The sequence below is a fragment of the Xylanibacillus composti genome (assembly GCF_018403685.1).
In the GTDB taxonomy this organism is placed as follows: domain Bacteria; phylum Bacillota; class Bacilli; order Paenibacillales; family K13; genus Xylanibacillus; species Xylanibacillus composti.
In genome coordinates this window covers 1-25,580 of record NZ_BOVK01000010.1, presented here as the reverse complement: position 1 = coordinate 25,580, position 25,580 = coordinate 1, and the positions used below count along the sequence as shown (strand labels likewise).

At 51.0% G+C, this 25,580-nt stretch carries 20 protein-coding genes, 17 tRNA genes, 1 rRNA gene and 1 pseudogene; 32 read left to right on the top strand and 7 right to left on the bottom strand.

From position 1 onward, the window contains the following. From XYCOK13_RS03670 to XYCOK13_RS03585, 18 genes are all read left to right on the top strand, one after another. Positions 1 to 126, top strand: a 23S ribosomal RNA gene (locus tag XYCOK13_RS03670); the annotation flags it as partial. Between the two features lie 149 nt (positions 127 to 275). Then, positions 276 to 351 (top strand) — tRNA-Asn (locus XYCOK13_RS03665). Between the two features lie 3 nt (positions 352 to 354). After that, positions 355 to 447, top strand: a tRNA-Ser gene (locus XYCOK13_RS03660). A gap of 36 nt (positions 448 to 483) precedes the next feature. Continuing rightward, positions 484 to 555: transfer RNA gene (locus tag XYCOK13_RS03655), tRNA-Glu, on the top strand. 42 nt (positions 556 to 597) lie between these two features. After that, a tRNA-Val gene (locus XYCOK13_RS03650) sits at positions 598 to 673 on the top strand. Positions 674 to 708: 35 nt separating this feature from the next. Continuing rightward, a tRNA-Met gene (locus XYCOK13_RS03645) sits at positions 709 to 782 on the top strand. A gap of 69 nt (positions 783 to 851) precedes the next feature. Further along, positions 852 to 928, top strand: a tRNA-Asp gene (locus tag XYCOK13_RS03640). A gap of 27 nt (positions 929 to 955) precedes the next feature. After that, positions 956 to 1,031: transfer RNA gene (locus tag XYCOK13_RS03635), tRNA-Phe, on the top strand. A gap of 16 nt (positions 1,032 to 1,047) precedes the next feature. After that, positions 1,048 to 1,123, top strand: a tRNA-Thr gene (locus tag XYCOK13_RS03630). A gap of 21 nt (positions 1,124 to 1,144) precedes the next feature. Further along, positions 1,145 to 1,230: transfer RNA gene (locus XYCOK13_RS03625), tRNA-Tyr, on the top strand. A 7-nt stretch (positions 1,231 to 1,237) separates the two neighbouring features. Continuing rightward, positions 1,238 to 1,311: transfer RNA gene (locus tag XYCOK13_RS03620), tRNA-Trp, on the top strand. Positions 1,312 to 1,324: 13 nt separating this feature from the next. Beyond that, positions 1,325 to 1,400: transfer RNA gene (locus XYCOK13_RS03615), tRNA-His, on the top strand. Between the two features lie 18 nt (positions 1,401 to 1,418). Continuing rightward, positions 1,419 to 1,490 (top strand) — tRNA-Gln (locus tag XYCOK13_RS03610). A 63-nt stretch (positions 1,491 to 1,553) separates the two neighbouring features. Continuing rightward, positions 1,554 to 1,628 (top strand) — tRNA-Gly (locus XYCOK13_RS03605). Between the two features lie 9 nt (positions 1,629 to 1,637). Beyond that, a tRNA-Cys gene (locus tag XYCOK13_RS03600) sits at positions 1,638 to 1,711 on the top strand. 11 nt (positions 1,712 to 1,722) lie between these two features. Continuing rightward, positions 1,723 to 1,808, top strand: a tRNA-Leu gene (locus tag XYCOK13_RS03595). Positions 1,809 to 1,819: 11 nt separating this feature from the next. Continuing rightward, a tRNA-Arg gene (locus XYCOK13_RS03590) sits at positions 1,820 to 1,896 on the top strand. 58 nt (positions 1,897 to 1,954) lie between these two features. Further along, a tRNA-Leu gene (locus XYCOK13_RS03585) sits at positions 1,955 to 2,038 on the top strand. Positions 2,039 to 2,083: 45 nt separating this feature from the next. Here XYCOK13_RS03585 and XYCOK13_RS03580 read toward each other — a convergent pair. The 4 genes from XYCOK13_RS03580 to XYCOK13_RS03565 form a co-directional block, all read right to left on the bottom strand. Beyond that, the gene (locus XYCOK13_RS03580) at positions 2,084 to 3,280 is read right to left on the bottom strand and encodes a site-specific integrase (protein WP_213410535.1); all 1,197 of its coding nucleotides are present in this window, start codon (positions 3,278 to 3,280) and stop codon (positions 2,084 to 2,086) included. 72 nt (positions 3,281 to 3,352) lie between these two features. Continuing rightward, positions 3,353 to 3,625, bottom strand: a complete 273-nt coding sequence (locus tag XYCOK13_RS03575) for a helix-turn-helix domain-containing protein (protein WP_095398220.1) — start codon at positions 3,623 to 3,625, stop codon at positions 3,353 to 3,355. Positions 3,626 to 4,074: 449 nt separating this feature from the next. After that, positions 4,075 to 4,314, bottom strand: a complete 240-nt coding sequence (locus tag XYCOK13_RS03570) for a helix-turn-helix domain-containing protein (RefSeq protein ID WP_095398219.1) — start codon at positions 4,312 to 4,314, stop codon at positions 4,075 to 4,077. A gap of 65 nt (positions 4,315 to 4,379) precedes the next feature. Then, on the bottom strand, positions 4,380 to 4,772 hold the full coding sequence (locus XYCOK13_RS03565; RefSeq protein WP_095398218.1) for a sigma-70 family RNA polymerase sigma factor: 393 nt from the start codon (positions 4,770 to 4,772) through the stop codon (positions 4,380 to 4,382). 306 nt (positions 4,773 to 5,078) lie between these two features. On the opposite strand from XYCOK13_RS03565, the gene XYCOK13_RS03560 reads away from it, so the two are divergent. The 14 genes from XYCOK13_RS03560 to XYCOK13_RS03495 all read left to right on the top strand — a co-directional run bounded on the left by XYCOK13_RS03560 (position 5,079) and on the right by XYCOK13_RS03495 (position 21,987). Continuing rightward, entirely contained in the window at positions 5,079 to 5,549 is a 471-nt protein-coding gene (locus tag XYCOK13_RS03560) for a MarR family winged helix-turn-helix transcriptional regulator (protein ID WP_095398217.1), read from the top strand. Between the two features lie 125 nt (positions 5,550 to 5,674). Beyond that, the gene (locus tag XYCOK13_RS03555; RefSeq protein WP_155618005.1) at positions 5,675 to 6,616 is read left to right on the top strand and encodes an ABC transporter permease; all 942 of its coding nucleotides are present in this window, start codon (positions 5,675 to 5,677) and stop codon (positions 6,614 to 6,616) included. After that, complete coding sequence (locus XYCOK13_RS03550; protein ID WP_213410534.1) at positions 6,613 to 7,437, top strand: ABC transporter permease; 825 nt, start codon at positions 6,613 to 6,615, stop codon at positions 7,435 to 7,437. The genes XYCOK13_RS03555 and XYCOK13_RS03550 overlap by 4 nt, the downstream gene beginning before the upstream one ends. Continuing rightward, positions 7,434 to 8,225, top strand: coding sequence for an ABC transporter ATP-binding protein (locus XYCOK13_RS03545; RefSeq protein ID WP_213410533.1), 792 nt, complete (start codon positions 7,434 to 7,436; stop codon positions 8,223 to 8,225). The genes XYCOK13_RS03550 and XYCOK13_RS03545 overlap by 4 nt, the downstream gene beginning before the upstream one ends. Next, a complete protein-coding gene (locus XYCOK13_RS03540; RefSeq protein WP_213410532.1) occupies positions 8,222 to 9,037 on the top strand; it encodes an ABC transporter ATP-binding protein in 816 nt (271 codons plus the stop codon). The genes XYCOK13_RS03545 and XYCOK13_RS03540 overlap by 4 nt, the downstream gene beginning before the upstream one ends. Positions 9,038 to 9,066: 29 nt before the next feature. Next, positions 9,067 to 10,680 carry a nickel ABC transporter substrate-binding protein gene (gene nikA / locus XYCOK13_RS03535; RefSeq protein ID WP_073303820.1) on the top strand — a complete coding sequence of 538 codons (1,614 nt, stop codon included), beginning with the start codon at positions 9,067 to 9,069 and terminating at the stop codon, positions 10,678 to 10,680. Positions 10,681 to 10,767: 87 nt separating this feature from the next. Next, positions 10,768 to 12,597 carry an ABC transporter ATP-binding protein gene (locus XYCOK13_RS03530; RefSeq protein ID WP_230875685.1) on the top strand — a complete coding sequence of 610 codons (1,830 nt, stop codon included), beginning with the start codon at positions 10,768 to 10,770 and terminating at the stop codon, positions 12,595 to 12,597. Between the two features lie 5 nt (positions 12,598 to 12,602). Beyond that, positions 12,603 to 14,339 carry an ABC transporter ATP-binding protein gene (locus XYCOK13_RS03525; RefSeq protein ID WP_073304302.1) on the top strand — a complete coding sequence of 579 codons (1,737 nt, stop codon included), beginning with the start codon at positions 12,603 to 12,605 and terminating at the stop codon, positions 14,337 to 14,339. Between the two features lie 157 nt (positions 14,340 to 14,496). After that, positions 14,497 to 16,305: an ABC transporter ATP-binding protein gene (locus XYCOK13_RS03520; RefSeq protein ID WP_230875686.1), complete on the top strand. Its 1,809-nt coding sequence runs from the start codon at positions 14,497 to 14,499 to the stop codon at positions 16,303 to 16,305. Further along, positions 16,306 to 18,051, top strand: a complete 1,746-nt coding sequence (locus XYCOK13_RS03515) for an ABC transporter ATP-binding protein (protein ID WP_095398212.1) — start codon at positions 16,306 to 16,308, stop codon at positions 18,049 to 18,051. It begins immediately after the preceding gene. A gap of 38 nt (positions 18,052 to 18,089) precedes the next feature. Continuing rightward, entirely contained in the window at positions 18,090 to 18,869 is a 780-nt protein-coding gene (gene sufC / locus XYCOK13_RS03510; protein ID WP_095398211.1) for a Fe-S cluster assembly ATPase SufC, read from the top strand. A gap of 26 nt (positions 18,870 to 18,895) precedes the next feature. Then, complete coding sequence (sufD, locus tag XYCOK13_RS03505; protein WP_213410536.1) at positions 18,896 to 20,236, top strand: Fe-S cluster assembly protein SufD; 1,341 nt, start codon at positions 18,896 to 18,898, stop codon at positions 20,234 to 20,236. A gap of 21 nt (positions 20,237 to 20,257) precedes the next feature. Continuing rightward, a complete protein-coding gene (sufB, locus tag XYCOK13_RS03500; protein WP_095398210.1) occupies positions 20,258 to 21,655 on the top strand; it encodes a Fe-S cluster assembly protein SufB in 1,398 nt (465 codons plus the stop codon). 14 nt (positions 21,656 to 21,669) lie between these two features. Further along, the gene (locus XYCOK13_RS03495) at positions 21,670 to 21,987 is read left to right on the top strand and encodes a Fur family transcriptional regulator (RefSeq protein ID WP_095398209.1); all 318 of its coding nucleotides are present in this window, start codon (positions 21,670 to 21,672) and stop codon (positions 21,985 to 21,987) included. Positions 21,988 to 22,262: 275 nt separating this feature from the next. Here the strand turns inward: XYCOK13_RS03495 and XYCOK13_RS03490 are convergent, their stop codons facing one another. From XYCOK13_RS03490 to XYCOK13_RS03480, 3 genes and pseudogenes are all read right to left on the bottom strand, one after another. Continuing rightward, complete coding sequence (locus XYCOK13_RS03490; RefSeq protein WP_155618008.1) at positions 22,263 to 22,667, bottom strand: DUF2268 domain-containing putative Zn-dependent protease; 405 nt, start codon at positions 22,665 to 22,667, stop codon at positions 22,263 to 22,265. A 75-nt stretch (positions 22,668 to 22,742) separates the two neighbouring features. Then, the gene (serS, locus tag XYCOK13_RS03485; RefSeq protein WP_095398207.1) at positions 22,743 to 24,020 is read right to left on the bottom strand and encodes a serine--tRNA ligase; all 1,278 of its coding nucleotides are present in this window, start codon (positions 24,018 to 24,020) and stop codon (positions 22,743 to 22,745) included. Between the two features lie 267 nt (positions 24,021 to 24,287). Then, a pseudogene (locus tag XYCOK13_RS03480) lies at positions 24,288 to 25,198 on the bottom strand (SDR family oxidoreductase). Positions 25,199 to 25,580 lie beyond the last annotated feature (382 nt).

The following is a 25,580-nucleotide window of genomic DNA, read 5'->3' as shown; positions in this document are numbered from 1 at the left end:
CCCCCCTCAAGATGAGATTTCCCACATTGGTAAGACCCCTGGTAGACGACCAGGTCGATAGGTTCGAGGTGGAAGTGCAGCAATGCATGCAGCTGACGAATACTAATCGGTCGAGGGCTTAACCAAATTACCCAAGAAAGTGATGATTAGCTCTGTAGCTAATTCCGATTACTTTCTCGGGGCCCGGTGTAAAAACCACTTTACGGCTGCTATATCTTCGTTTCGCATCTAGTTTTGAGGGTGTTCTTATGATAAGAGTTTACCCTGCTGGATATTCCCTGATAGCTCAGTTGGTAGAGCACTCGGCTGTTAACCGAGTTGTCGCAGGTTCGAGTCCTGCTCGGGGAGCCATTTGGAGAGATGTCCGAGTTTGGTCGAAGGAGCACGATTGGAAATCGTGTAGGCGCCACAAGCGTCTCGAGGGTTCGAATCCCTCTCTCTCCGCCATGAATGCTTTGAAGCAGCTAGCTTCAAAAAGCTTGTGGCCCGTTGGTCAAGGGGTTAAGACACCTCCCTTTCACGGAGGTAACAGGGGTTCGAATCCCCTACGGGTCATCCAATCCCCATAAAGATTTACCTTTGTAGGGACCACAACAAGGACGCTTAGCTCAGCTGGGAGAGCATCTGCCTTACAAGCAGAGGGTCGGCGGTTCGATCCCGTCAGCGTCCACCATCATACTGCCCTTGCAAGACATAGGGCATGACTGACGCGGGGTGGAGCAGTCCGGTAGCTCGTCGGGCTCATAACCCGAAGGTCGCAGGTTCAAATCCTGCCCCCGCAATACCTTTGACAAACTGCTGCAATCAGGATATAATTGCAACTGTTGCGTCAAAGTCTTTACAAAGTAGATGGAGCTGTGGTGTAGAGGCCTAACATGCCTGCCTGTCACGCAGGAGACCGCGGGTTCGAATCCCGTCAGCTCCGCCATTATTTTCTTGACAATTGCATACATAAGGCTCGGTAGCTCAGTCGGTAGAGCAGAGGACTGAAAATCCTCGTGTCGGCGGTTCGATTCCGTCCCGAGCCACCATTGCTGCAAATCTTATGCCGCTGTAGCTCAACTGGTAGAGCATCTGACTTGTAATCAGAGGGTTGGGGGTTCAAGTCCTCTCGGCGGCACCATGCAATACCTTGCAGCAGCGTGGAGGATTAGCGAAGTGGCCAAACGCAGCAGACTGTAAATCTGTTCCCTTACGGGTTCGGTGGTTCGAATCCATCATCCTCCACCATCTTCTTAGGGGCATAGTTTAATGGTAGAACAGCGGTCTCCAAAACCGTTAGTGTGGGTTCAACTCCTGCTGCCCCTGCCAAGTAGTCCATATGGCGGTCGTGGCGAAGTGGTTAACGCATCGGATTGTGGCTCCGACATTCGTGGGTTCGATTCCCATCGATCGCCCCATATATACCATTGGTATGTTGGGGATTAGCCAAGCGGTAAGGCAACGGACTTTGACTCCGTCATGCGTAGGTTCGAATCCTACATCCCCAGTCATGGTCCTAGAGGGCATCGGCATAATGCCTGATGACTTCTAGGCCACATACAATCTTATATGCGGACGTGGCTCAGTGGTAGAGCATCGCCTTGCCAAGGCGAGGGTCGCGAGTTCGAATCTCGTCGTCCGCTCCATCATCATTTGGCGCCATAGCCAAGTGGTAAGGCACGGCTCTGCAAAAGCCTTATCCCCAGTTCGAATCTGGGTGGCGCCTCCAATTGCATCTGAGCCGGGGTGGCGGAATTGGCAGACGCACAGGACTTAAAATCCTGGGTTGGGTGACCAACGTACGGGTTCAAGTCCCGTCCTCGGCATAGCAAGTCGGGTGCCCTTAGCTCAGCTGGATAGAGCGTTTGACTACGAATCAAAAGGTCGGGAGTTCGAATCTCTCAGGGCACGCCATTTAAGCTTCTATGCCAAGCTTGGACAGACCAAGGAAGCTTACCCCGTAATTGAATATGCCGGTGTGGCGGAATGGCAGACGCGAACGACTCAAAATCGTTTGGGGAGACCCGTGGAGGTTCGAGTCCTCTCACCGGTACCACATTAATAACAAACAGTTCATTAGATTTAATTCTAATGGGCTTTTTTATATTTTTATGACCTCATTCATTGTATTGGCTGAAGAAACTTTGGAACTGTACTCTAAGTGAGAATAAATATTAGCTGTGGTGGAATAATCACTATGTCCCAACCACTCTTGGACTTCTTTCATGCTGACACCATTGCTCAAGAGCAGAGTAGCGCAGCTATGGCGAAGATCGTGAAAACGGATATGGCGCATGCCGTTCTTCTTCAGCACGAGAGCAAAATGTTGGGTAATATAGTTAGGCTTGATTCGCTCGCCCATAGCATTGACATAAATGTAACCAATATAGTCTTTGCAGTACGAATCCCTGAAGAGTTGATGATTTGTTTCCTGTTGCTGCTTCAATTGCAAAAGAAGGTCGTAGAAAGCATCTACAAGGGGCAGAGTACGGAGACTTGCCTTGTTCTTTGTTCGATCCTTCTCAATCGTGATCAACTTTCCATTCAGTGAACCAGAAGTGACCGTATGTCTGATCGTGATCGTTTTATTGAACAGATCAATGGCAGACCATTTTAGACCTACCACCTCACTCCGCCTTAATCCATAAAATGCTCCCAAGATTACAGCCAGCTCAATCTTGGTGCCTTTGATAATTTCTAAAAGTTGATTAACTTCTGAGGCACTGTATGAACTGCCCACAAAGGATTCCTTCTTCGGACGAATGATTTTGTCGGCAGGATTAGAACTAATTCGATCTGTGATGTATGCTTGTTGAAGTGCTGAACGAATATTGGCATGATAATGAATGACGGTGTTGGCGCTCACACCCCATTCATTTAAGGCATGGCTGTAAAAATCCTGAATATGGTGAGGTTTCAATTCCAGGAGTGTAATGCCTTTTTCTCGGAAGTAAGGAACGATGCGCTTTTCCACTGAGTTAACATAGGATATATAGGTGATCAGTTCGACCCTATGCTTCACCGTGTCTAACCAATTCATCATATAATCTGCAAATATGGTCTGATCAACATCAGAATTTTCTTCATTGTTTTGCTTTCCTTGTTCTTTTTCTTCTTCAATTGTTTTTAATTCAAAATTTTTGCGAGCATCCATTAGCATGGACTCCGCTCTTTTCTTGTTTCCTTTGACGGGCAAGCCCGTAGCAATCCATTTACTTTTCCGCTTCCCCTCCTCATTTTTATAATTTAAGACGATATAGAAAAGACCTTTTTTTTCTTGTAGGTGGCCTGCAACCATGATTCATTTCCTCCTTGGTTAGCACCGATCCCACCATTGACACTTTAAATATACCATAGCAAAATTAATGATTCAATGCACTAAAGCGTCGCAGTGAGGAGTCGGTTGATGAGTCATTATGCTGTGGAGATAAGCAATAATGGTGGCTTTGGGGATTTTATACGCTCTGCCTATTTTGAAGTGATTGATTTTATTAGCTTGTAAGAGCTTGTATCCAGTTTTAATGCTGATTCCACCGAGCATTTCACACATCTGAACGACATTGACTACGTCCGGATAATCTTGAAACATGTGCGAATAAAAAATGAGTGCTGACTCAGATGGAACGTCAGACTGGTCATGCATGTCACATGTCTCCTTTCATAGAAAAGAAGATTATGTATACGAAAAAAAACCTGTTTCAAGTTGCAGGTGGTTAGCCCACACATAACTTCATTTACAAAGCTCCCCCTCATCCGAGCGGGCTGCCCCCAATGCAGTGACGCTGGCCAGGCAGAAGTATCATTATCTCTTCCTGTAGATCATCGCGATTCACCTCACCACAAGATGATTCCAGCCAAAAGTTGATCGCTCAAGTTTATAACGAAAATAAACTGTCATGGCGCTTTCGCTGTGTCGCTATTGTATTTTTAACAGCCACAGGAAGAACGTACTCGTAACAGGAATATGTAATTGTCATGGTACAGGGTGAGTCGATTTGAGTAGATCAGCGATGCTAAGGAGAAAAAGTATTATCTGCTCACTTATTAATTGATGATTTTTGAATTGAAAGGCAACCATTGAGTTGAAATAAGTTAGTCGATTGATGGTTGCTTTTTAAAACCTTCTTCTTTTTTATAGTTGTAACGAGAAAGATCAAAGCGCCTAATTGCCATAATAAACTCAAGAACCATCTGTTGTTTGCAGTCTTCGTTAATGATGCCATTGTATCGAGCATATTTATTGATAAGCGGTTCGTAACGATTAATCAATTCGATTTCCGCTTCGTGGTCGCCTTTTTGAGCCAACTGGATTAACTCCATGACATCGCGCATTATATAATCCCTCCTTAGTTGTTTTTGTGAATGACATTAACTAAGGAGGACTTCGATTATTTATTTTAAGTAATGGAAGATTGGTAATGCTTTTTAAGTTTGAACAACAATTTTTTTTTTGACTTGGTAATAGCTTGTCTGGTGACACCAAAGACACGGGCTATATCCTCGTCGGTTTTGTCTTGAAAATACTTTAGATGAAGAAGTTCTCTTTCTGACGACTCAAGATCATTCATTGCCTGTAGAAGTGCAATGTTTTGTTCGAGAATGATGAAAGGACTTTCACAGAATTTAAAGGCAACATTGATCTGGAAGTCAGCTTCATCAAATGGCCTGAAACGATCATTTTCCATACATAATTTTTTGAAAAAGTCGCGACTTGCATGGCGTAAAGTAGTACTTGCATAGCTGCTGAATCCTTTTTCAATAGCTTTACGATTTTTGAGATCCCTGTTCATAATTTCACCCCCTTTCACTATGTAATTGGGAGGATGCAACGGAAAAAGCAACTTTTTGTTGAATTTTGGAAAGCATAAAAAAACATGATCAATGAAAAAGCGTATTGCTTGACACAAGGTATATAGGTGCTATATACTTGTTTGATGAAAGGTCCATAAAGTTTGCAACGTCTTGATAAGAACAAGATAATCAGTATCGATTCAAGAAAATTTTTTATTATAACATTATAGCAGCTAAAGGCTTTTAGCGCTTAATTCACTGCGCTTTAAATTAGATTGCTATTTGTTTATAAGGTGGTGACGGAGATGAATGCAGGTGAATGGAAAAAGCAAGAACTAAGTGATGCATTTCTGGGTGCCGTTTACGCGTATATGGATTATGAGAAAACGACGCATCTCTTAAAAACGAAGGATGGAAAGCAGATTTATTATGCAGAAATTCATATCGTATCCGCGATCCATGACCATGAAGGGATTCATGTGTCGGGTTTGGCGGATTTGCTTGGTGTGACGATCGGAGCTGTTTCGCAAATATTAATGAAACTTGAAAAGAAAGGGCTTATCAAAAAAGAACGTGATGCACGTAATCAATCGCGTTTTTTATTGAAGCTAACTCCAGATGGAGAAATTACGCATCTTAATCATTTGAAGTTTCACGAGGAGTTTGATGAATTATTTTGTTCGGCACTCGACGAGGGAAGTGTAGAACAAGTTCGTTTCTTAAAACAGTTTTTTAGCCGAATAGAACATAAACTACAGGATGTGACGAAAAAATAATTTTTTTTAAGCAACGCCTATAGCAACTTAATACTTTAAAGTCAGATTCCATCAAACATGATGGAATTAAAAAATATTTGTAATTGAGAATGATTATCTTCTTCATAGGAAAGGGAACAGATTTCATGGTGGGTTTCTTAAAAAGGTGCATAGGCCTGATCATTACTCTTTTGGGGGTGACGGCACTTTCGTTTCTAATGGCCAATATTTCAATTGTTGATCCCGCTGAAGCTTATGCACGAAATGTATTTTTGCATCCGACGGAAGAACAAATTGTTCAAATTCGTACGGAAATGGGGCTGGATCGGCCGTTATACCAGCAATATATACAATGGTTAGGCAGCAGTTTGCGTGGGGATTTAGGGGTTTCTTTACAGACAAAAAATACAGTCGCATCAGATATTGGCCAGAAGCTGCCTATAACCATGCAACTTGTTGGCATGTCCCTATTGTGGGTGGTGGTCTTTACCATTCCTGTTGCCCTTATCACTGCCTTGCGAAAAAATAGTTGGTTTGACCACGTTGTTAGAATAGCAACGATATTGGGTGCTTCACTGCCCAACTTCTGGCTGGGATTCTTGGTACTTCTTTTGTTCGCTGTAACCTTTCCAATTGTGAAGGTTGTGGACTACGGCAATCTTATGAGTCTTATTCTTCCTTCTCTCGTTCTAGCTGTTCCGGTTGCTTCGATATCCATTCGCTTATTTCGCGCGACGCTGCTTTCCAATCTGAATAAGGATTATGTTGCTTATGCGAAAGCAAGGGGACTGAGCAACGGAAGGATTGTATGGGTTCACGTGACAAGGAATTCTCTGCCGCCGCTCATTATGTTGTTTGGTCAATACATGGGTCACATGATTGCGGGAAGTGCCATCGTGGAAAGCATTTTTTCCTTGAAGGGCGTCGGTATGTATCTGATTGACGCGATTATGGCTCGGGACTTACCGACGATCAATGGTTGTGTATTGGTCATCGCCCTTATTTTTGTTTTTGGCAGAGTGCTTGCGGATATCGTCAATTGGCGGCTAAACCCCCGGATGATGGATAAGGGGGAAGGAGCTTTATGATTATAAAAATTGTTAACAACAAGCAGGCGCTGACAGGACTTGTAATGATCGCATTGGTAAGCCTGGTTGCTGCAACTGCTCCGCTGATTGTACCCAATGACCCGCACAAAATTGATATCGTGAACCGATTCTTATCCGCAAACGCGCAATACCCACTCGGTACGGATCAACTGGGACGTTGTGTGTTATCGAGGCTGCTCCTTGGGGCGAGCTACTCGCTGGGCATTGCCGTACCGACACTGATGGCGCTAGGGGGCATTGGATTAATACTGGGAACGTCAGCCGCTTATTTAGGCGGGCGTTTGGAACGGGCTTTACTGATCATCTGTGATCTATTTATGGCTTTTCCATCGCTGGTCATCGTACTGTCTCTTGTCGGGGCGTTGGGACAAGGAATATCCAGCATCGTTGTGGCCGTGATGTTCTCGCTGTGGGCTTGGTATGCCAAAGTGGTGTGGAGCTATGCGTGTCTGGAAAAGAGCAAGGACTACATTCTTGCATGCATTATAGCCGGGTGCAATCACAGAAGAATTATATTTCGACACATCATTCCTAATCTGTTTCCCCAATTCCTGGTGTACCTGAGCACGGGAATGGCTTCCATGATCATCATGATATCCGGGTTTTCATTTTTAGGATTAGGCTTTGAATCAGGCACGCCAGAATGGGGAGCGATGTTGAACGAAGCCAGGGCGAGTTTTTATTCTCATCCGACATTTGTCCTTTACCCTGGCCTTTGTATTCTGTTAACGGCAGCGGGCTTCAATTTATTCGGAGAAGCGCTTAGAGACATCATTTCTCCGGAGGAGGTGAGCGAATGAATGGTTTGTTGGAAGTGAAAAATCTTTGTGTTGGACTTAAGGAGCAGCCGAGCCGTCTGATTGTCAAGCATGTAGATTTTACGCTTCGCCAAGGAAAGGCACTAGCTCTTGTAGGGGAAAGTGGAAGCGGAAAGACGATGACCTGCAAGGCGCTTATGCGGTTATTAAATAGGAAGAAATTCGAAGTTTCCGGGAGCATCCGGTATAGGGAGGTGGGGCTGCTAACCCTTAAAGAAAAAGAAATGCGTTCGTTATGCGGAAGCAAAATAGCGATGATTATTCAACATCCGATGACCGCTTTCAATCCGACAATCAAAATCGGTGTGCAAATCATAGAGTCGATAAGAGCTCATCGAAAAATCGGCAAAAAAGAAGCGTATGAGATTGGTATTCAAGCACTGGAGCAAATGCATTTGCCGCGCTGCGAACAATTAATGAACAGTTATTCTTACACATTAAGTGGAGGAATGCTGCAAAGAATCATGATCGCAGTAGCCTTGATTCACAAGCCGGAGATTCTTATAGCGGATGAGGCGACCACGGCTTTGGACGTGAAGAACCAAAGCATTGTACTTGAGGAACTCGATCAATTGAAGAAAAAGGGGATTGCGCTTCTTTTGGTTACTCACGACTTGGGCGTGGCCGCGAAGCTTGCGGATGATATGGTGGTTATGAAAAGTGGGGAGATCATTGAACGCGGGGCTGTCTTCAAACTCTTCGCATCACCTCGGGAAGCATACACCAAAGAACTGCTGGGAGCCAGGATAATGAAAGGAGCAGGGCTGTGATTGAGCTAAAGCAGGTATCCAAGCAATATCAGGCAAAAGATAAGCGAGGAAATAAACTAACTATCGATGCGGTGAAACCATTATCGCTTTCGTTGGATCATCAAACCAGTTACGCCCTTGTAGGCGAAAGCGGAAGCGGAAAAAGCACCTTGGCCCGTCTGATGCTGGGGATCGAGCGACCGACAAGCGGCGAGGTATGTCTGGAGGGGAATAATATCGCCTTGCAGCGTCCAGGAGAATTTCGCAAGAAAAGGGCAGTGCTCCAGATGGTGTTGCAAAATGCACAGAGCTCACTCGATCCCAGACTTCCGGTATTTGATTCGATCGCCGAGCCGATCCGGTGTTTGAAGAAGATGGACAAACAAAGCGAGCGCCAAAAAATTCTGGAACTGGCCGACAAAGTTTGCTTAACCGTTGATCAGCTTAGCCGCCTTCCGCATGAGTTGAGCGGCGGTCAATTGAAGAGGGTTTGTATTGCTCGCGCAATGAGCATATCCCCAAAGTTTATTGTTTTTGATGAATCCGTTAGCGGGCTGGATGTGACGGTCCGAAAGCAAATTCTCGACTTGATTCTTCAGCTAAAAAATGACGGAATAGGCGCATTCCTGTTTATTACCCATGATATCGATGTAGCGATCTATATGGCGGATCACATCATTGTGATGAAAGATGGATCTATCGTTGAACGGGTTGAACATGCTGGTTCTTATGATGATTTTAAACATGAGTATTCGAGGAAGATGATTGAGTCGCTTCCTCCGAAGTCTCCGGAATACCGGAACCAACAACATCGGATGGCTGCGACCCTTTAACAGCAGTAGGCTAAGAGGAGACGATTCCCATGAGAAAAATGATTGATGCTCTCGTTGTAATAGCGTTATTGCTATTTGTTTTAACTGCTTGCTTACAGACAAATACCGAACAAACGGAGGGTGAGATTACATTAACGGAAAGCTGGGATTTTGCCGGAGGTTTTTACCCGATTGAAACGCTAACGGTAAATGCCAATTACGGTCCACAGTTTTACATGGTCAATTTTTATGAAACGCTTGTCCGTTATAAGGATGGAGAAATCATTCCTGGTCTGGCAGAGTCCTGGGAGATATCGGAGGACGGCTTGATCTATACATTTCATTTAAGAGAACAAGTGAAGTTTTCCGACGGCTCACCTTTTAATGCGGAAGCGGTCAAACGAAATCTGGAGGTAATCCCGGCGAATCTCGGACCAATGAATGGAGGTCTGGGAACGGTGTCTACACTCCTGGACCAGATTGTTGTCATCGACACTCATACGGTTGAAGTGCATCTTACAGCCCCTTACTATGGAGCGCTAAAGGATTTTACACTGATGAACCCAATGGCGATGGTATCGCCCGATGCATTCAATGCGGACGGCTCTCCGGGAGATGTCCTCAGAACGGGCACGTTCGGAACGGGTCCTTACATGTATGAGGGGGAAACGGACGGGACGACGTACACCTTTGTTAAAAATCCGCATTATTGGGGCGAGGAGCCCGAGGTCGAACGCTTTCATGTGAAGGTGATTCCGGATAACGATACCAAGCTGCTGGCTTTGCGCAATGGGGAAGTAGACATTCTCGTAGGAACACGGCATATGTCCTATGATCGTTTTAATGAAATGAAAAAATCGGGCTACGGAGCGCAGATTTCAGAAGGGATAGCCAGCAACACGCGGTATCTTGCATTTAATGTGTCCAAAGCGCCTTTCGATGATCGGAATGTACGACTGGCAGCCAGCCGCGCAATCGACAAAGAGGGAGTTGTACAAAGCATATTTACGGGAATTGAAACGAAGGCCGACAGTATTTTCGATCCTGCAATGCCTTACAGCAACGTGGAACTTGTTCCCCATGCATACGACATGGATCAAGCCAAGTTGATTTTAGAAGACGCTGGCTGGGTGGATACGGATGGCGACGGCGTCAGGGAAAAAGACGGCAAGCGCTTGGCAGGCGAGATTCTGTATATTAAGGGAGATGCCATGATCGATGATTTACTTTTGGCGATTTCGGCGCAATGGAATGAACTCGGTATGGACATCAAGCCAAAGGGGATGGAAAAAATGACTTTTCACGCTGAGTTCGCAAAGGCCGATTTTGACCTCGCTTTTTATGAAACTTACGGCTCTGCCTGGGATCCCCACACATCGATGACAAATATGAAGCCCGATTACAGACATGGTTATCCTGCGGCCCAGGCGCTGGCGCTCGTAGAGAACGGCAACGAGATCATAGATGCGCTTAATGTCAGCACAGATGAAGAGCAGATTCAGGAGATTTATGATTTGGTTTTAAACGAAATCAACGACCAGGCCATTCTTATTCCTCTTTCCTATACCAAAGAACTGGCCCTGTACAATAGTCAAAGAATAGCGCATTACTCGTTTAACGGACAACCGGCTGATATTGACGTCGCTGCTATTCAGCTAAAATAAAAAAGCTTTCCCTCGTCTGTAAGGGTGAGGAGAGCTTTTGTTCGGTCAAAGTGTATAGCAGCTATATACTTTTGGGAGGTGTGCTGATTGGGAGGACAATATAATAACCCAAAGAAAAATCGTTCGACAGATGACAATCGCAGCGGCAACTTGGCCGGGGAGGAAGCTCCGCGTATGCTGCCGATAAGCGATACGTTTCGCATGTTGCGCCCGATCCAGATTCACTTGATCACGTGCGCGTTCCTCACCGGGGCGAGCGCGGTAGCCGGCTTTGCGCCGTACTTGGCCATTGTGGAGATCGCCAGAGCCTTGTTCGTAGCCGCCAATGCCGCAGAGGCTGCCAGTACAGTGTGGATCTGGGTCGGCATCGGCGCCGCAGGCGCTGCGTTGCGACTCATTATGCTCGGGTTGTCCACGCATGTCGGCCACAACGCCGACGCAGAAATGCTGCATCATCTCCGAGGTCAAATTGTGAAGCGGCTTGGCGTTCTGCCTCTCGGCTGGTTCCGAGCCGCCGGTTCCGGACAGGTGAAGAAGGCGATGACCGATGATTTGGAAGCGATGCATGAACTGTTCGCCCATGCGTTGGGAGCGGTTGTCGGCGCAGCCGTTTCGCTTGCTGTCGGCTTCACTTACCTGATGCTTGTGGATTGGCGGATGGCGCTCATTACGCTCGCAGTCCCGGTGCTGGCCGCAATTACGTATAAGATGGCGATGCGATCGCTTCCCGCGCACATGTCCCGATTGTTAACCGCAGAGGGACGGATCAGTTCCGCAAGCGTGGAGTATGTTGACGGAATTAACGTCGTAAAGACGTTTGGAGGTACAAAGGGCCGAATATTGGCCCGTTTCGACGAAGCGATGAATGAACACACCGAGGCTTATCGAGCTTGGGTAGCAGGACATCGGAACAGTTCCGCCATGAACCGGGTATTGGGCTCGGAGATGGTCCTGCTTGGCGTAGTATTGTCCGCGGGACTGGCATTCGTGAGCGCAGGCTGGCTTGCGGTTGCCGATCTGCTCCCTTTCCTCGTTGTAGGCGTGGGGCTGCCGACAGCTTTCGGTCCGCTGATCCATGGCTCGCAAGGCGTTCGTATGGCGCGTATGGCAGCCGGCCACATCGGCAGCCTGTTGTCCCGCGAACCGCTGCCCGAGCCCTCGGAGCCTCGTCAACCTCGGGACAATCGCATCGCACATGAGAAGGTATCCTTTTCTTATGATGGACTTACTCAGGTGGTAAGCGAGATCGAGGCGGAGTGCAAGCCCGGTACCGTCACCGCACTGGTCGGTCCGTCCGGCGCGGGCAAATCGACGCTCGCCAGCCTGCTGCCGCGCTTCTACGATGTAACGGGAGGCGCAATCCGTATCGGCGGCGCGGATGTGCGCGAGATCGGTTCCAAGACGCTGCTTTCTTCCATGTCGCTAGTATTTCAGGAAGTTATGCTGCTGCGGGATACCGTGAAGGAAAATATCCGCATCGGACGCCCGGAAGCTACGGATGAAGCCATTTATGAGGCGGCCAAGGCTGCCCAGATTCATGAGGTAATCGAACGTCTTCCGAACGGGTACGACACAATGCTTGAATCTGGCGGGGGAGGATTGTCGGGCGGAGAGCGTCAACGTCTGACGATCGCGCGCGCGATTCTCTCGGGCGCCGGCATCGTCGTACTGGACGAAGCGACGGCCTCGCTCGATCCCGACAGCGAGGCGGCGGTGCAAGACGCATTGGCCGAGCTCACAGCTGGCAAGACGGTCATTGTCATCGCGCATCGTCTTCATACCATTAAAAGCGCAGACCAGATTCTCGTTCTGGATGGAGGGCGTCTTGCCGAGCGCGGCAAGCACGAAGAACTGCTTGCCGAAGGCGGGTTGTACGCTCGGATGTGGGAAGCGCAGAAGAGGGGGGAATCCGCTTGATTCGTATGATTGTTCAGTTATATCGTCTTTGGCCGGATCCGAAGCTGCTGGTTCGCATGTGGCTGCTGAGCGCCATTCTTGCAGTGCTGCAGGGGCTGCTGCTCGGACTGCTGATCCCGATTCTGCGTGCGCTGCTGCAGCCGAGCCCCGATTTCGAGGCAGCCGCCCCTTGGCTGATTGCTGGGGCGGCGGGACTTGTGGTCTATGTGGTGCTGACTGTGCTGGCTACACCTATTGGGTTCGCCGCGAGCATGAAGCTTGCGGTTCAACTCAGACATCATCTGATGAGTCATGTGACGACGCTGCCGCTTGGCTGGTTTACCGCTGCCCGTAAGGGAGAATTCGTCCGTACGGTCACGAATGTGACCGGTGTCCTGTCGCAATTGACCGTGACGGTAGGAGCTCCTGCGATTACCGGCGTGCTGGTGCCTGCTACGATTGTTGGTGTCACCTTTATGGTGGATTGGCGGCTCGCCTTGGTGCTGCTCGTCACGATACCCGTATCGTTATTCGCGCTGCGCCGCTCCAGGCGAACCGTTGATGAGGTATCCGCTGATATGGAAATAGCGGCGAACGAAGTGGCCGGTCGAGCGATAGAGTTCGGTCAGGCCCAGCCGGTATTGCGGGCAGCGGGACACGGCACGACCGGCAGTGTTCGCATGCGGGACGCTCTTGCCGACCATCGCTTGCGGTATCGCCGTGGATTGAAGCGCATGCTGTTTCCTGATTTGTCATACAGCGGCGTAGTCATGATCGGTTTTATTGCGGCAGTCGTACTCGGTGTGCAGCTGCTGCTTGCCGGAACAATCTCCATGGCGGATACGATTGCCTTGCTCGTGCTGGCGGTACGCTTTCTTGAGCCGCTCGGCGGGATGATCGATCACGCTTCGGGTCTTGGCGCGATGGACTATCTTGCAAGGCGTGTCGAGGCTGTGTTGCATACGCCGTCGCTGCCGCACAATCCTCGGCCGGTGCGCCGGCTGGAACGGACCGATATTGCGTTCAACGACGTGACTTTCTCGTATAGCGACAAGCCTGTACTGACGAATGTGACGTTCGAATGTCCTCACGGCAGCACGACGGCATTGGTTGGTCCGTCCGGCTCAGGCAAGACGACGGTGACGCGGCTGATCGCCCGATTCTTCGATGCCGATGCCGGCAGCGTCAGTGTCGGCGGGACGGACGTCCGCGATATTGACCATAACGTTCTGATGAACGACATCGCGATTGTATTTCAGGAAGTCTATCTCTTCGACGCCACAATTGAAGAGAATCTTCGGCTGGCCCGGCCGGATGCAACCGAAGATGAACTGGCCGAAGCGGCCCGCGCCGCTCGGCTGGATGAAGTGGTTGCGCGTCTGCCCCACGGCTGGAAGACGCGGGTAGGCGAAGCGGGGGCGCAGCTGTCCGGCGGAGAACGGCAGCGGGTATCGATCGCGCGCGCATTCCTCAAGAAGGCGCGCATCGTACTGATCGACGAAGCGGCATCGGCGCTCGACCCGGAGAATGAGCGCGCCATTGGCGAGGCGATTGCGGGACTGGCTCGCGATCCCGAGCGAACCGTAATCGTGATTGCCCACCGTCCATCGACGCTGGCTGCGGCTGATCGCGTCGTCGCTCTCGACAGGGGAGAGGTTGCCGAAGTAGGGAGCCCTGAAGCGCTTCGCAAATCCGGCGGAATATATGCCCGGTTGTATAACCAATACGAGAGAGCCCGAAGCTGGCATATTAAGCGGGCTTGAGATGGAGCAGGGAAGGCACTGCGGAACGTGACAGCGGAAATCACTTAACTTTTCCGGGAAGTATGGGGAATAGGCTTTTTAGATATAAAGTGTATAGCAGCTATATTCTTTTACTCATAAATAGGTGTTGGTATATCAACACGGATAGGGGGAACTGATGGGTAACGATCATGTGCATGGTCATCATTCAATGAATGACATGCTTCATTCATCTACTGGGGGCGAGAACGGGCAACTTGCAAAATCCGACGCACTGTGGCGGTTGTTGCGGCCCGTTCATCTGCACCTTGCCTGGTGTGCAATTCTGTCGGCAATCGGCGCGGCTGCCGGGTTCGCTCCTTATATCGCGGTTGCAGAAATTGCACGCATGATGCTCGGTGCGGGGGAGACTAGCGGAAGCGCCGTATGGATGTGGGTCGCGATCGGTGCGATTGGAGCAGGGGTCCGCCTGCTGTTCATTTTCGCTTCGTCGCGGCTTGGGCATTATGCGGACGCGGCGCTGCTGCATGACGTGAGAGTACGCATCGTAAGCAAGCTGGGCGTATTGCCGCTTGGCTGGTTCCGCGCCAGCGGCTCGGGCGCCATAAAAAAACGGATGACCAACGACCTGGAGGAGATGCATCAACTGATTGCGCACGCGCTTGGCGAGCTGGTCGGGGCAGGCGCGGCCATGATTACAGGATTTGCGTATTTGCTGCTGGTGGATTGGCGTATGGCATTGATCTCCATGGCTGTATTGCTCCTCATGGTTATAAGCTATCGGATCGCCATGCGTTCGGCTACGACCCATATGTCCCGTCTGCTGGCCGCAGAAGGGCGAATCAGCGCGGCGAGCGTAGAATATGCGGACGGCATTGCGGTTGTGAAGGCGTTCGGTACAGGCGGACGCATGAATGAACGATTCGGCTCCGCCGTGAAGGAGCATACGAACGCCATGCTCGACTGGGTGAAGGAAACGACGTACAGCTCTGCGGCATCGCGGTTGCTTTCTTCCGAGATGACTGTGCTCGGCGTCGTCATGATTGCCGGACTTGCGCTTGTGAGCGCAGACCAGCTCGCGATGGCCGATCTGCTGCCGTTTCTCGTCATTGCCGTTGGCCTGCCGACATCGATCATGCCCGCCATTCAGGGCGGGCAAGGGATACGAAAAGGCCGCGTTGCCGCCAGCAATATTGAGGAGCTCCTGCAGCAACCGGCCTTGCCGGAGCCAGCGCATCCCAAGCAACCGGCATCCTATCGCGTTGAATTGAACGACGTGTCTTTCTCGTATGACGGGTCAACCGAGACGCTGTCGTCGATCAGCGCGGTGTGCGAGCCGGGCACCGTTACGGCGCTCGTCGGTCCTTCGGGGGCGGGCAAGTCGACGCTGGCCAGTCTGCTGCCGCGATTTTACGATGTGACGGGCGGGTCGATTACAATCGGAGGCGTCGACGTGCGCGATATGACATCGGAGACGCTGCTGTCGTCGATGTCGCTCGTGTTCCAGGATGTCATCCTGCTGCGCGATACCGTGACCGAGAATATCCGCATCGGCCGTCAGGATGCCAGCGACGAAGAAGTGCGCGAGGCTGCGCGGGCTGCCCATATTCATCATGTGATCGAGCGTCTGCCTCAGGGATACGATACGGTGTTGGGCAGCGGAGACGGCGGCTTGTCCGGCGGAGAGAAACAGCGGCTCACGATCGCGCGCGCGATCCTGTCCGGGGCGCCGATCGTCGTGTTGGACGAAGCGACCGCTTCGCTCGATCCCGATGGGGAGACGGCCGTTCAGGAGGCGCTGGCAAAGCTCGCGACGGGCAAGACCGTCATTGTCATTGCGCATCGGCTTCATACCATTAAGAGCGCGGATCAGATTCTCGTGCTGAACGGCGGTCGACTGGTTGAGCGGGGCAAGCACGAGGAGCTGTTAGCCAAGGACGGATTATACGCGCGGATGTGGAACGCGCAGCAGAAGGGAGAGTCGTAAATGATTCGCAAACTGTACAACTTATGGCCGGATCGCAGCATATTGCTGCGCATAGGAGCGCTGCAGGCTGTTTTGGCCATCCTGCAAGGACTGCTGCTCGGGTTGTTGGTGCCGATATTGCGGGCGCTGCTGCAAGCCGAACCGGATTTCCAGGCGGCCGCTCCTTGGCTCATTGCGGGTTCCGTCGGGCTTCTTCTGTATTGGGTGCTCACGGTCATCGCGACGCCGATCGGCTTTGCCGCCAGCATGGAGCTGGCGGCGGCGCTTCGCCATCATGTGATGCGCCATGTCGCCACGTTGCCGCTAGGCTGGTTCACCGCCGCCAACAAGGCGCGGCTGGCGCGCGCCGTGACGGCGGACGCCGGCAATATCGGGCATTTGGCTGTCGTCATCGGGGCGCCGGCCATTGTCTCCATGCTTGTCCCGCTTACAATCATCGGAGTCGCAGTGGCGCTGGAATGGAGAGTGGCGCTCGTATTTCTGGCGATTATTCCGGTTGCGCTGCTGACGCTTCGGCATTCCGGACGTATTGCATCGGAGGCGGATATCGAGCTCGAAGAAGCGGCCGCGGAAATCGCCGGCCGCGCGATTGAGCTTGGTCAAGCCCAGACGGTGCTGCGGGCGGCGGGACAGGGGCAGTCGGGGGGCATGCGCATGCGGGAAGCGCTGGATGAACATCGGGCCTCGTACCGTCGAGGGCTAAGACGTGTCATGCTGCCGGATCTGTCGTATACGGCTATTGTGCTCGGTGGCTTTATCGCAATCCTGGCCTTCTCCGTATACTTGCTTCTGTCCGGTTCGCTTGCACTCACGGATACGATCGTACTGCTGGTGCTTGCGGTCCGATTTTTGGAGCCGCTCGGCAATTTGATCGAGCTGATCGGCGCGCTGCGCGCCATGGAAAATGCGGCTGTCCGCGTTCAGTCCATACTGGATACGCCTACTCTACCGCATTTGCCGAATGCAGCGACCGCACTGGAGCATGCGGGGATCGAGTTCGAAGGCGTGACGTTCTCCTACGGGGATACGCCAGTGCTGAACGACGTTACATTCCGCTGTCCGGCAGGCAGTACGACAGCGCTGGTCGGACCATCTGGCTCAGGCAAGACGACCGTCACACGGCTCATTGCCCGGTTCTTCGATGCCGATGCCGGATGCGTGCGGGTCGGCGGCGTGGATGTTCGGCAGCTTGATCCCGGTGTGTTGTTGAACGATATCGCCATCGTGTTCCAAGAGGTATATCTGTTCGATTCCTCCATTGAAGAGAACCTTCGGCTTGCGCGCCCGGACGCTTCGCTTGAGCAGCTTAACGAAGCCGCACGCGCTGCCCGTTTGGACGAAGTCATCGAACGGCTGCCCGATGGGTGGAATACCCGTGTCGGGGAAGGGGGATCGCGGCTGTCCGGCGGAGAACGGCAGCGTGTATCGATTGCGCGCGCCTTCCTTAAGCAAGCGCGCATCGTACTGATCGATGAAGCGGCGTCCGCGCTTGATCCGGAGAACGAGCGGGCCGTAAGCGAAGCGATTGCGCGGCTCGCGCGCGACCGCCGCAGAACGGTCATCGTCATTGCCCACAGACCGGCTACGCTTGCGGCGGCGGATCAAGTCATCGCGCTTGAGGCAGGACGGATTGCAGAGATGGGATCTCCGGCGGAGCTTCGTGTCGCAGACGGAATGTTTGCCAAGCTATATGGTCAGTACGAGCGGGCCCGCAGCTGGCATATTGCCGAACGGGAAAGTTCCTAACGCGTTCTACATTATTATTGAGAAGGAGCTATCGAACCATGACTACACAATTTGAAGTTCGCGGTCTGAAGACCGCTATTAACGGAAAAGAAATTTTGAAGGGTGTCGATCTGGCAATCAAGGGCGGGGAGATTCACGCCATAATGGGCCCGAACGGCACCGGCAAAAGCACGCTTGCTTCCGCATTGATGGGCCATCCGAACTATGAGGTGATCGAGGGCGAGGCTTTGCTTAATGGTGAGGATCTGTTGGAAATGGAAGTGGATGAACGCAGCCGAGCCGGATTGTTCCTCGCGATGCAGTATCCGAGCGAGATTGCAGGCGTAACCAATGCCGATTTTTTGCGAAGCGCCATTAACGCACGTCGTGGCGAGGGCAATGAAATGTCATTGATCAAGTTCATCCGTCAGATGGAAGGCACAATGAAAGAGCTGGAGATGAACACGGAGTTTGCTCACCGCTACTTGAATGAAGGATTCTCCGGCGGGGAGAAGAAGCGCAATGAAATATTGCAAATGAAGCTGTTGGAACCGAAGATCGCCATTCTCGACGAGGTTGATTCGGGGCTCGACATTGACGCCCTGAAGGTTGTAGCGGCAGGCATCAACGCGATGTGCGCCGAGGACCGCGGTTTTCTGATCATCACGCATTATCAGCGTCTGCTCGACTATATTACGCCCGATTATGTGCATGTGATGATGCAGGGCCGCATCGTCAAGTCGGGCGGAGCTGAACTGGCGTTGCGTCTGGAGAATGAAGGATATGAATGGATCAAAGAAGAGCTCGGGATCGTCGATGAAACGGTCGGTCGGCTGTGAGCATGGAAGAGGAGCGACGGAATATGATGAACAAACCGGTATCGAAATCTGTTCAGAGCGCTGCGGCAGAGGCGCTCTCGAGATCCAAGGGCGAGCCCGAATGGTTGACGCGGCTGCGCGGAAATGCGGCGCAGGCTGCGGAAGGACTGGAGTGGCCGAAGCCGGACAAAATACGGCTCGACCGCTGGGCGCTGGATGCGCGCGGTCGCTATCTGCCGGCTGACGAGATGTGCGACAGCGAGGAGCTTCCCGGTTCGATTCGGGGCCTGGCGCCGGAGGATAGTGCGTCCGGTTTGATCGTGCAGCGCAATTCCAGCGTGGTGCTGAAGCGGCTTTCCGTGGAGTTGAAGAGCAAAGGAGTCATCCTCACCGATCTGGAGACTGCGGCGCGCGAGCATACGGAAGTGCTCAAGACGCATCTGTTCAGCGCCGTCAATTGGGAGGAGAACAAGCTGACGGCACTGCACGCAGCGTGGTGGAACGGCGGAATCTTCGTCTACGTGCCGAAGCATGTGGAACTTGAGCTGCCGATTCAGGCACTGCTGTTCAGTGACGATGCGGAGGCTGCATTCGCGCCACACATCTTGATCGTGGCCGACTCCCATAGCAGGATCTCCTACATCGATCATGTCGTGTCTGAGCCAGGCGACGGACTGCCGCCAGCTATCCATCAATCGATTGTGGAGGTTATTGTGAAACCCGGGGCTCGGGTGCAGTTCGCATCCATTCATCATTTGGCCGACAATGTCGTCGATTTGACGTTGCGTCGGGCGATTGTGGAACAGGGTGGCCGAATCGAGTGGATCATCGGCGACCTGAGCGACGGCAATGTATTCTCCGACACACGATCAAGTCTCCACGGCAGCGGATCAACGTCCGATGCGAAGGTGATCAGTATCGGAGCGGGATCGCAGCAGTTGAGTCTGACGACACAAGCGGTTCACTTCGGCAAGCGCACCGACAGCCAGATGGTGACGCGGGCGGTCATGAAGGAGCGGGGCACGGCAATTATAAATGGCGTTACGAAGATTGAGAAGGGGGCGTCGAAGGCGAACGGAGAGCAGACGGAGAAGGTACTGATGCTCAGTCCGAAAGCGCGCGGCGACGCCAACCCGATTCTGCTGATTGACGAGGACGACGTAACGGCGGGTCATGCTGCGAGCGTAGGCAAGGTTAGTCCGGAGCAGATCTATTACTTGATGTCACGCGGCATTCAGAGGGAGGAAGCGGAACGTCTCGTAGTCCAGGGCTTTCTCGCGCCGATTGTGTCCGGGATACCGGCCCAGAGCGTCAGAGAGCGGTTGAAGCGGTTGCTCGAGACGAAGCTTCAATCTGGAACGCAATCGTCCGAGGGACAGCTGCGATGATAACGAAGGAGGATGACAACGATGACCAAGACAATGCCGGAGATCGAAGCGTACAAGTACGGATTCCGCGACGAGCATAAGGCCGTATTTCAATCCGGGAAGGGGCTTACGGCGGAAATCGTGCGCACCATTTCCAAAATCAAGAACGAACCGGATTGGATGCTCCAATTCCGGCTGAATTCACTGGAGCAATTCAAAGAAATGCCCCTCCCCAATTGGGGAGGCAAGCTGGACGATCTGGATTTTGACGACATTCAATATTACGTTCGTCCCTCGGGAAAACAGGGGAAAACGTGGGAAGAGGTACCTTCCGAAATTAAAGAGACCTTCGATAAGTTGGGCATTCCGGAGGCGGAACAAAAATTTTTGGCGGGCGTATCAGCGCAGTATGAGTCCGAGGTTGTTTATCACAGCATGAAGGAAGATTTGGAGAAACAGGGCGTTATTTTTACTGATACGGATACCGCATTGCGTGAGCACCCTGAGATATTCAAAGCGTATTTTGGTCGAGTTGTCCCTGCAAGCGACAATAAATTTGCTGCTCTTAACAGTGCTGTTTGGTCGGGAGGCAGCTTCATTTATGTGCCCAAAGGAGTGAAATGTGAAGTTCCGCTGCAGGCGTATTTTCGCATCAATTCAGAAAACATGGGTCAGTTTGAACGCACGTTGATCATTGCGGATGAAGACAGCTTTGTGCATTATGTGGAGGGCTGTACAGCGCCGGTATACAGTACGAATTCTTTGCATAGCGCGGTCGTCGAGATTGTTTGCAAGAAGAATGCCCGGGTTCGGTACACAACGATTCAAAACTGGGCGCCCAATATTTATAATTTGGTTACAAAGCGGGCAATGGCTGAAGATAATGCAACCATGGAGTGGGTGGATGGCAACATCGGCTCCAAGCTTACGATGAAATACCCGTCTGTTGTTCTGAAGGGACGTGGCGCCAAGGGAATGGTTCTTTCTATTGCAGTTGCAGGCAAAAATCAGCATCAGGATGCGGGTGCGAAGATGATTCATTTGGCACCGGACACAACTTCCACAATTGTTTCCAAATCGATTAGCAAACATGGAGGCAAAGTGACCTACCGAGGATTGGCTTCGTTCGGCAGACAAGCCGTTGGTTCCAAAGCAAACATCCAATGTGACACGCTGATCCTTGACAACGAGTCCACATCGGACACGATACCGTACAATGAGATCATGAATGATAATGTTACGCTTGAGCACGAAGCCACCGTCTCCAAGGTTTCAGAAGATCAGCTGTTCTACCTGATGAGTCGGGGCTTAAGCGAAGCTGAAGCAACGCAAATGATTGTCATGGGATTCATCGAACCGTTCACGAAGGAGCTTCCGATGGAATACGCAGTGGAAATGAACAGGCTTATCAAGTTTGAAATGGAAGGCAGCATCGGGTGATAGGGAGGGTTTCCATGATGATGAATATGGCTCCCGTGCCAGATCAATATATGGATCAGTTGAAAGCAAGAATGGAGCAGTGCGGTATAAGATGGACAAAGCAGCGCGCTGCAATAATAAATATATTTGTAGTAAAAGGTGTAGGGCTTTTAACGGCGGAAGAGGTATTTTTAGCGGCTAAGAGAAAGCTTCCCAAGCTAGGAATGGCAACGGTGTATCGTACCCTGGAACTGTGTGTTAAAGTACGTTTACTACGCAAGATATTTAATGACCGAACAGCTAGATACTGTCTTTGCCCATTTGAAATGAATGGGGATATCCATTCCTTATAACTAGTAGATTGGGAAAAGTATTAGAGAGACTTCATGCCGACAAGAAGATTGGTCTATGAAAAGGAAGAGGGTGGCTTGTGAACATACAAGCTATCCTCCTTTTCGGTGCTGCAATCAGATTTGGTCTTCAACGCCGCTTCTCGCATTCTGCACCGAACAATATTCGTTGTTCTACTACGAAGGGAACATTAAACATTTTGGAAGTATCCTGAATTCTTCATGATTTCTTCTCCGCTCAATAGTGCAGCCTCTTCAACGGAAATCCCCTGTCTTCTTTAGGAAGGCCTGAACAGCACGGTACCCAATGGCATATCCGCTATAGGAGGGATGCCCGTACGTTCGGCACCCTCGTAGCTCGCCTGGTCTCCGAACATATACTTGCGTACTTCACCGAACCCCTTAACGTCAAGCGCTTTCCTAATCACACGCCGCGCTTGCTCCAACTCATCGCAAGCTAATCTATTCACCCAGGGTCGCCGCGATTCAAAGCCGTACAGGTTCTCAGCAAATCTCTCGGCAAGCCCCTTCACCGCCAAATATTTGGCAACAGTAATATCCATAAAATCCCACTTGCCGTTCGCAAACAAGACGGTATGGTGGAATTCATGGGCCACGATTGACGGCAGTATATCGAGATTTTCATCGGGCAAACTCCCTCGCTCGATGTGTCCGCTTCCCAACCTCCTATCAAAGCGCACTTCTAGTGATCATAAAACCTACAGCCCCTCTGTGGACAGAAGGGCTGCCTTAGATTATCAGGGCTTCAGAAATTCCAGCCCTTGCATGTATCTCCGCAACGCTTCCGGAATCCGGATGGATCCGTCTTCCTGCTGATGATTCTCCAGCAGTGGGATCAATATACGGGGCGAAGCGATGGCAGTATTGTTCAAGGTGTAGCAAAATTGCGTCTTTCCGTCCGCATTCCGGTATCGAATGTTCGAACGACGGGCTTGAAAATCCAGCAGATTGGAGGCGGAGTGAGTCTCACCGTACGCTTGGCGGCTTGGCATCCAGGTTTCGATGTCCCATTGTTTGTAGGTTTTTTGAGACATGTCGCCTGTGCATACAGCCATGACGCGATAAGGCAGCTCAAGCAACGACAGGATCTCTTCCGCATTGGCTGTGATCTCTTGCAATAGCTGTTCCGATGTATCCAAACTGGCTTCACACAAAATGACTTGCTCAACCTTTGAGAACTGATGCAACCGGTACAAGCCATGAACGTCTTTTCCTGCCGATCCTACCTCATTGCGGAAGCAGGTTGAGATGGCAGCGAGTCGGATGGGCTCGGTGACATCCACGATTTCATGGTCGTAATACGACACAAGCGGCACCTCCGATGTACCCACCAGCCATTTATCCTCTTCTGCCATCCTGAACGTCTGACTTTGGCTTAGCGGGAAGTGTGCGGTATTGACCAATGCCTCTGTCCGGACCATGAGCGGCACCTCAAGCAGCGTGAACCCTCTTTGGATGAGCACATCGAGGGCCAACTGCTGGACCGCCCGGTGCAAGAGCGCTCCCATGCCTGTAAGATAGTAATTGCGGCTGCCGGCGATCTTAACGCCGCGGGGGATATCGATCATCTGATGGAGCTCGCCAAGCGCGACATGATCTTTGGGCTCGAAATCAAACCTTGTCGGTTCACCTGCCCCTCTTACCTCTACATTGTCATGATCGGAGCTGCCCGCAGGCGTATCCGGCGACACCACATTAGGTACATGGAGCATGAGCTGTCTGTAATGGGTTTCGACTTCTTTATGTTCCTCTTCCACGGTACTTAAGCGTTGATTGATTTCCTTCACCTGCTGTTTGTTGCGGTCAGCCTTCTCACGCTCATTGCTCCGCATCAACCCGCTGATCTCCTGGCTTAGCCGGTTGCGATCCTGCCGCAGCTGCTCCAGCTGCTGGAGCAGGCTCCGCCGTCTGTCATCGTATGCGACCAATTGAGAGATCGAGAGGGAAATCCCTTTTTGATCCGCGACGGCTTGCACTTCCGCTTGATTTTGCCTAATCCATTTGATGTCCAACATGGCAACGAACTCCTTTTAATGAGAATATAAAAAGCGCTCTCGTCCGATTGGGACGAAGAGCGCTATTCTCGCGGTGCCACCCAAATTGATCGAACAGCATAAACTGCTCAATCCACTCAGTTCCACGGTAACGGGCGGACCCGGTTAACTTAGGGGGAACTTTTCCCCTTGACGAAAACGCCTCCGAGTTGGATTCTCATCATCGGCCTGATGTCATTATTTTTATAGTATATCTTAGACTGCTCAATGTAATCAAGGGGCTGAGATTTACCGGTACCCCTTAGCATCTGCCGGCTTGCCCGCATCCTGAACTTCGACGATGTAACGCCAAGCATCCGGCCGTGAGCCGTCGAGATCCGTTATCCCGTATTCGTTGGCAAGCTCACCGCTTGATGTCGATTGTCCGCTCCAGCGAGCGGATTGTGAATCATTAGCCAATGCCGCGATCCCGCGACCAATGAAGCGTGGCGTTTCGGAAATGATGAAATGCGGTTCGCGGACGAGCGCATCTTTCCAGTTTGCTTCGGTTACGCCGTATTCCTCCAGCATGATTTCTGAGCGTAGCCAGCCTGGCGATACAGAGAGGGCACTCCCTTGGTAGGGGCAAGTTCATGCGCCAAAGACTTGGCCATTCGGATGACGGAGTTCTTCGCCAAATCGTAAAATAACGACAACCGGTAGTTTGTTTCATTATAGGCTTTCGTGCCGTCCGTGACTTCCACAACGAGCCCGCCCGGCTTGCGGATGAGTAGCGGCAGCGAGTAATGACTTGTAATGATATGGGTGTCTATGGCCAGATGGAGCATACGCAACCCGTTTTCCAATGAATGTTCCCACACGGGGACATTCCACTCCACCATATATTCGCCGCCCCAAATATCGTTAACCAAAATGTCCAGTTGACCTTGCTCGCGTTCAATTCTTGCGATTAAAGCCTGAACCTGAACGGGATCGAGGTGATCGACTTGCACCGCAATTCCGGTGCCGCCGGCCAGATCAACGAGTTCAGCGGTTTCTTCAATCGTTTCCGGTCGGTTGTATTCAGAGCGCCTCGTCCGTGTTGTACGGCCTGTCACGTAGACGGTTGCACCTGCTGCTCCCAATTCAATGGCGATGCCTCTGCCCGCTCCCCGGGTTCCTCCAGCAACCAAAGCTACTTTTCCTGATAAAGGCTTCATCACTTTCTACCTCTCTCGCTCAATTTAAACATTAAGGCTAATTCTTTTTTAAATTTAAGCAGTAGTCTCTTGTGCTTTTATCAAACTTCTTCGATTGCGTATCTTAAAGTGGTATGGGCATCCCAAAACAATCACTTCCCAGAAGCCGTTCCAACTTCAGTTGTTCGATTTTGTAGTGGAGGGATCAAACATCGGCTCAGAGAGAGGTTGATGTCAACCCTGGCAATTTCAATGAAAAATGTATATAGTAGCTATAGTATTTTGTCCAATTACGGATCAGCTCAAAATTCAGGTCTCCTTTCTTCTTATTCACATTATAGAAGCCTAATACGACATCTATTGACATATATAAATGTTTTTTTGGATCAAGTCCAAATTTATG

What these genes read in the sequence shown, in the direction of transcription:
- XYCOK13_RS03580 (WP_213410535.1), bottom strand. Translation starts at nt 3,280, where the DNA reads ATGGTTGCAGGCCACCTACAAGAAAAAAAAGGTCTTTTCTATATCGTC.
- XYCOK13_RS03575 (WP_095398220.1), bottom strand. Translation starts at nt 3,625, where the DNA reads ATGCATGACCAGTCTGACGTTCCATCTGAGTCAGCACTCATTTTTTAT.
- XYCOK13_RS03570 (WP_095398219.1), bottom strand. Translation starts at nt 4,314, where the DNA reads ATGCGCGATGTCATGGAGTTAATCCAGTTGGCTCAAAAAGGCGACCAC.
- XYCOK13_RS03565 (WP_095398218.1), bottom strand. Translation starts at nt 4,772, where the DNA reads ATGAACAGGGATCTCAAAAATCGTAAAGCTATTGAAAAAGGATTCAGC.
- XYCOK13_RS03560 (WP_095398217.1), top strand. Translation starts at nt 5,079, where the DNA reads ATGAATGCAGGTGAATGGAAAAAGCAAGAACTAAGTGATGCATTTCTG.
- XYCOK13_RS03555 (WP_155618005.1), top strand. Translation starts at nt 5,675, where the DNA reads ATGGTGGGTTTCTTAAAAAGGTGCATAGGCCTGATCATTACTCTTTTG.
- XYCOK13_RS03550 (WP_213410534.1), top strand. Translation starts at nt 6,613, where the DNA reads ATGATTATAAAAATTGTTAACAACAAGCAGGCGCTGACAGGACTTGTA.
- XYCOK13_RS03545 (WP_213410533.1), top strand. Translation starts at nt 7,434, where the DNA reads ATGAATGGTTTGTTGGAAGTGAAAAATCTTTGTGTTGGACTTAAGGAG.
- nikA (WP_073303820.1), top strand. Translation starts at nt 9,067, where the DNA reads ATGAGAAAAATGATTGATGCTCTCGTTGTAATAGCGTTATTGCTATTT.
- XYCOK13_RS03525 (WP_073304302.1), top strand. Translation starts at nt 12,603, where the DNA reads ATGATTGTTCAGTTATATCGTCTTTGGCCGGATCCGAAGCTGCTGGTT.
- XYCOK13_RS03520 (WP_230875686.1), top strand. Translation starts at nt 14,497, where the DNA reads ATGGGTAACGATCATGTGCATGGTCATCATTCAATGAATGACATGCTT.
- XYCOK13_RS03515 (WP_095398212.1), top strand. Translation starts at nt 16,306, where the DNA reads ATGATTCGCAAACTGTACAACTTATGGCCGGATCGCAGCATATTGCTG.
- sufC (WP_095398211.1), top strand. Translation starts at nt 18,090, where the DNA reads ATGACTACACAATTTGAAGTTCGCGGTCTGAAGACCGCTATTAACGGA.
- sufD (WP_213410536.1), top strand. Translation starts at nt 18,896, where the DNA reads ATGAACAAACCGGTATCGAAATCTGTTCAGAGCGCTGCGGCAGAGGCG.
- sufB (WP_095398210.1), top strand. Translation starts at nt 20,258, where the DNA reads ATGACCAAGACAATGCCGGAGATCGAAGCGTACAAGTACGGATTCCGC.
- XYCOK13_RS03495 (WP_095398209.1), top strand. Translation starts at nt 21,670, where the DNA reads ATGATGATGAATATGGCTCCCGTGCCAGATCAATATATGGATCAGTTG.
- serS (WP_095398207.1), bottom strand. Translation starts at nt 24,020, where the DNA reads ATGTTGGACATCAAATGGATTAGGCAAAATCAAGCGGAAGTGCAAGCC.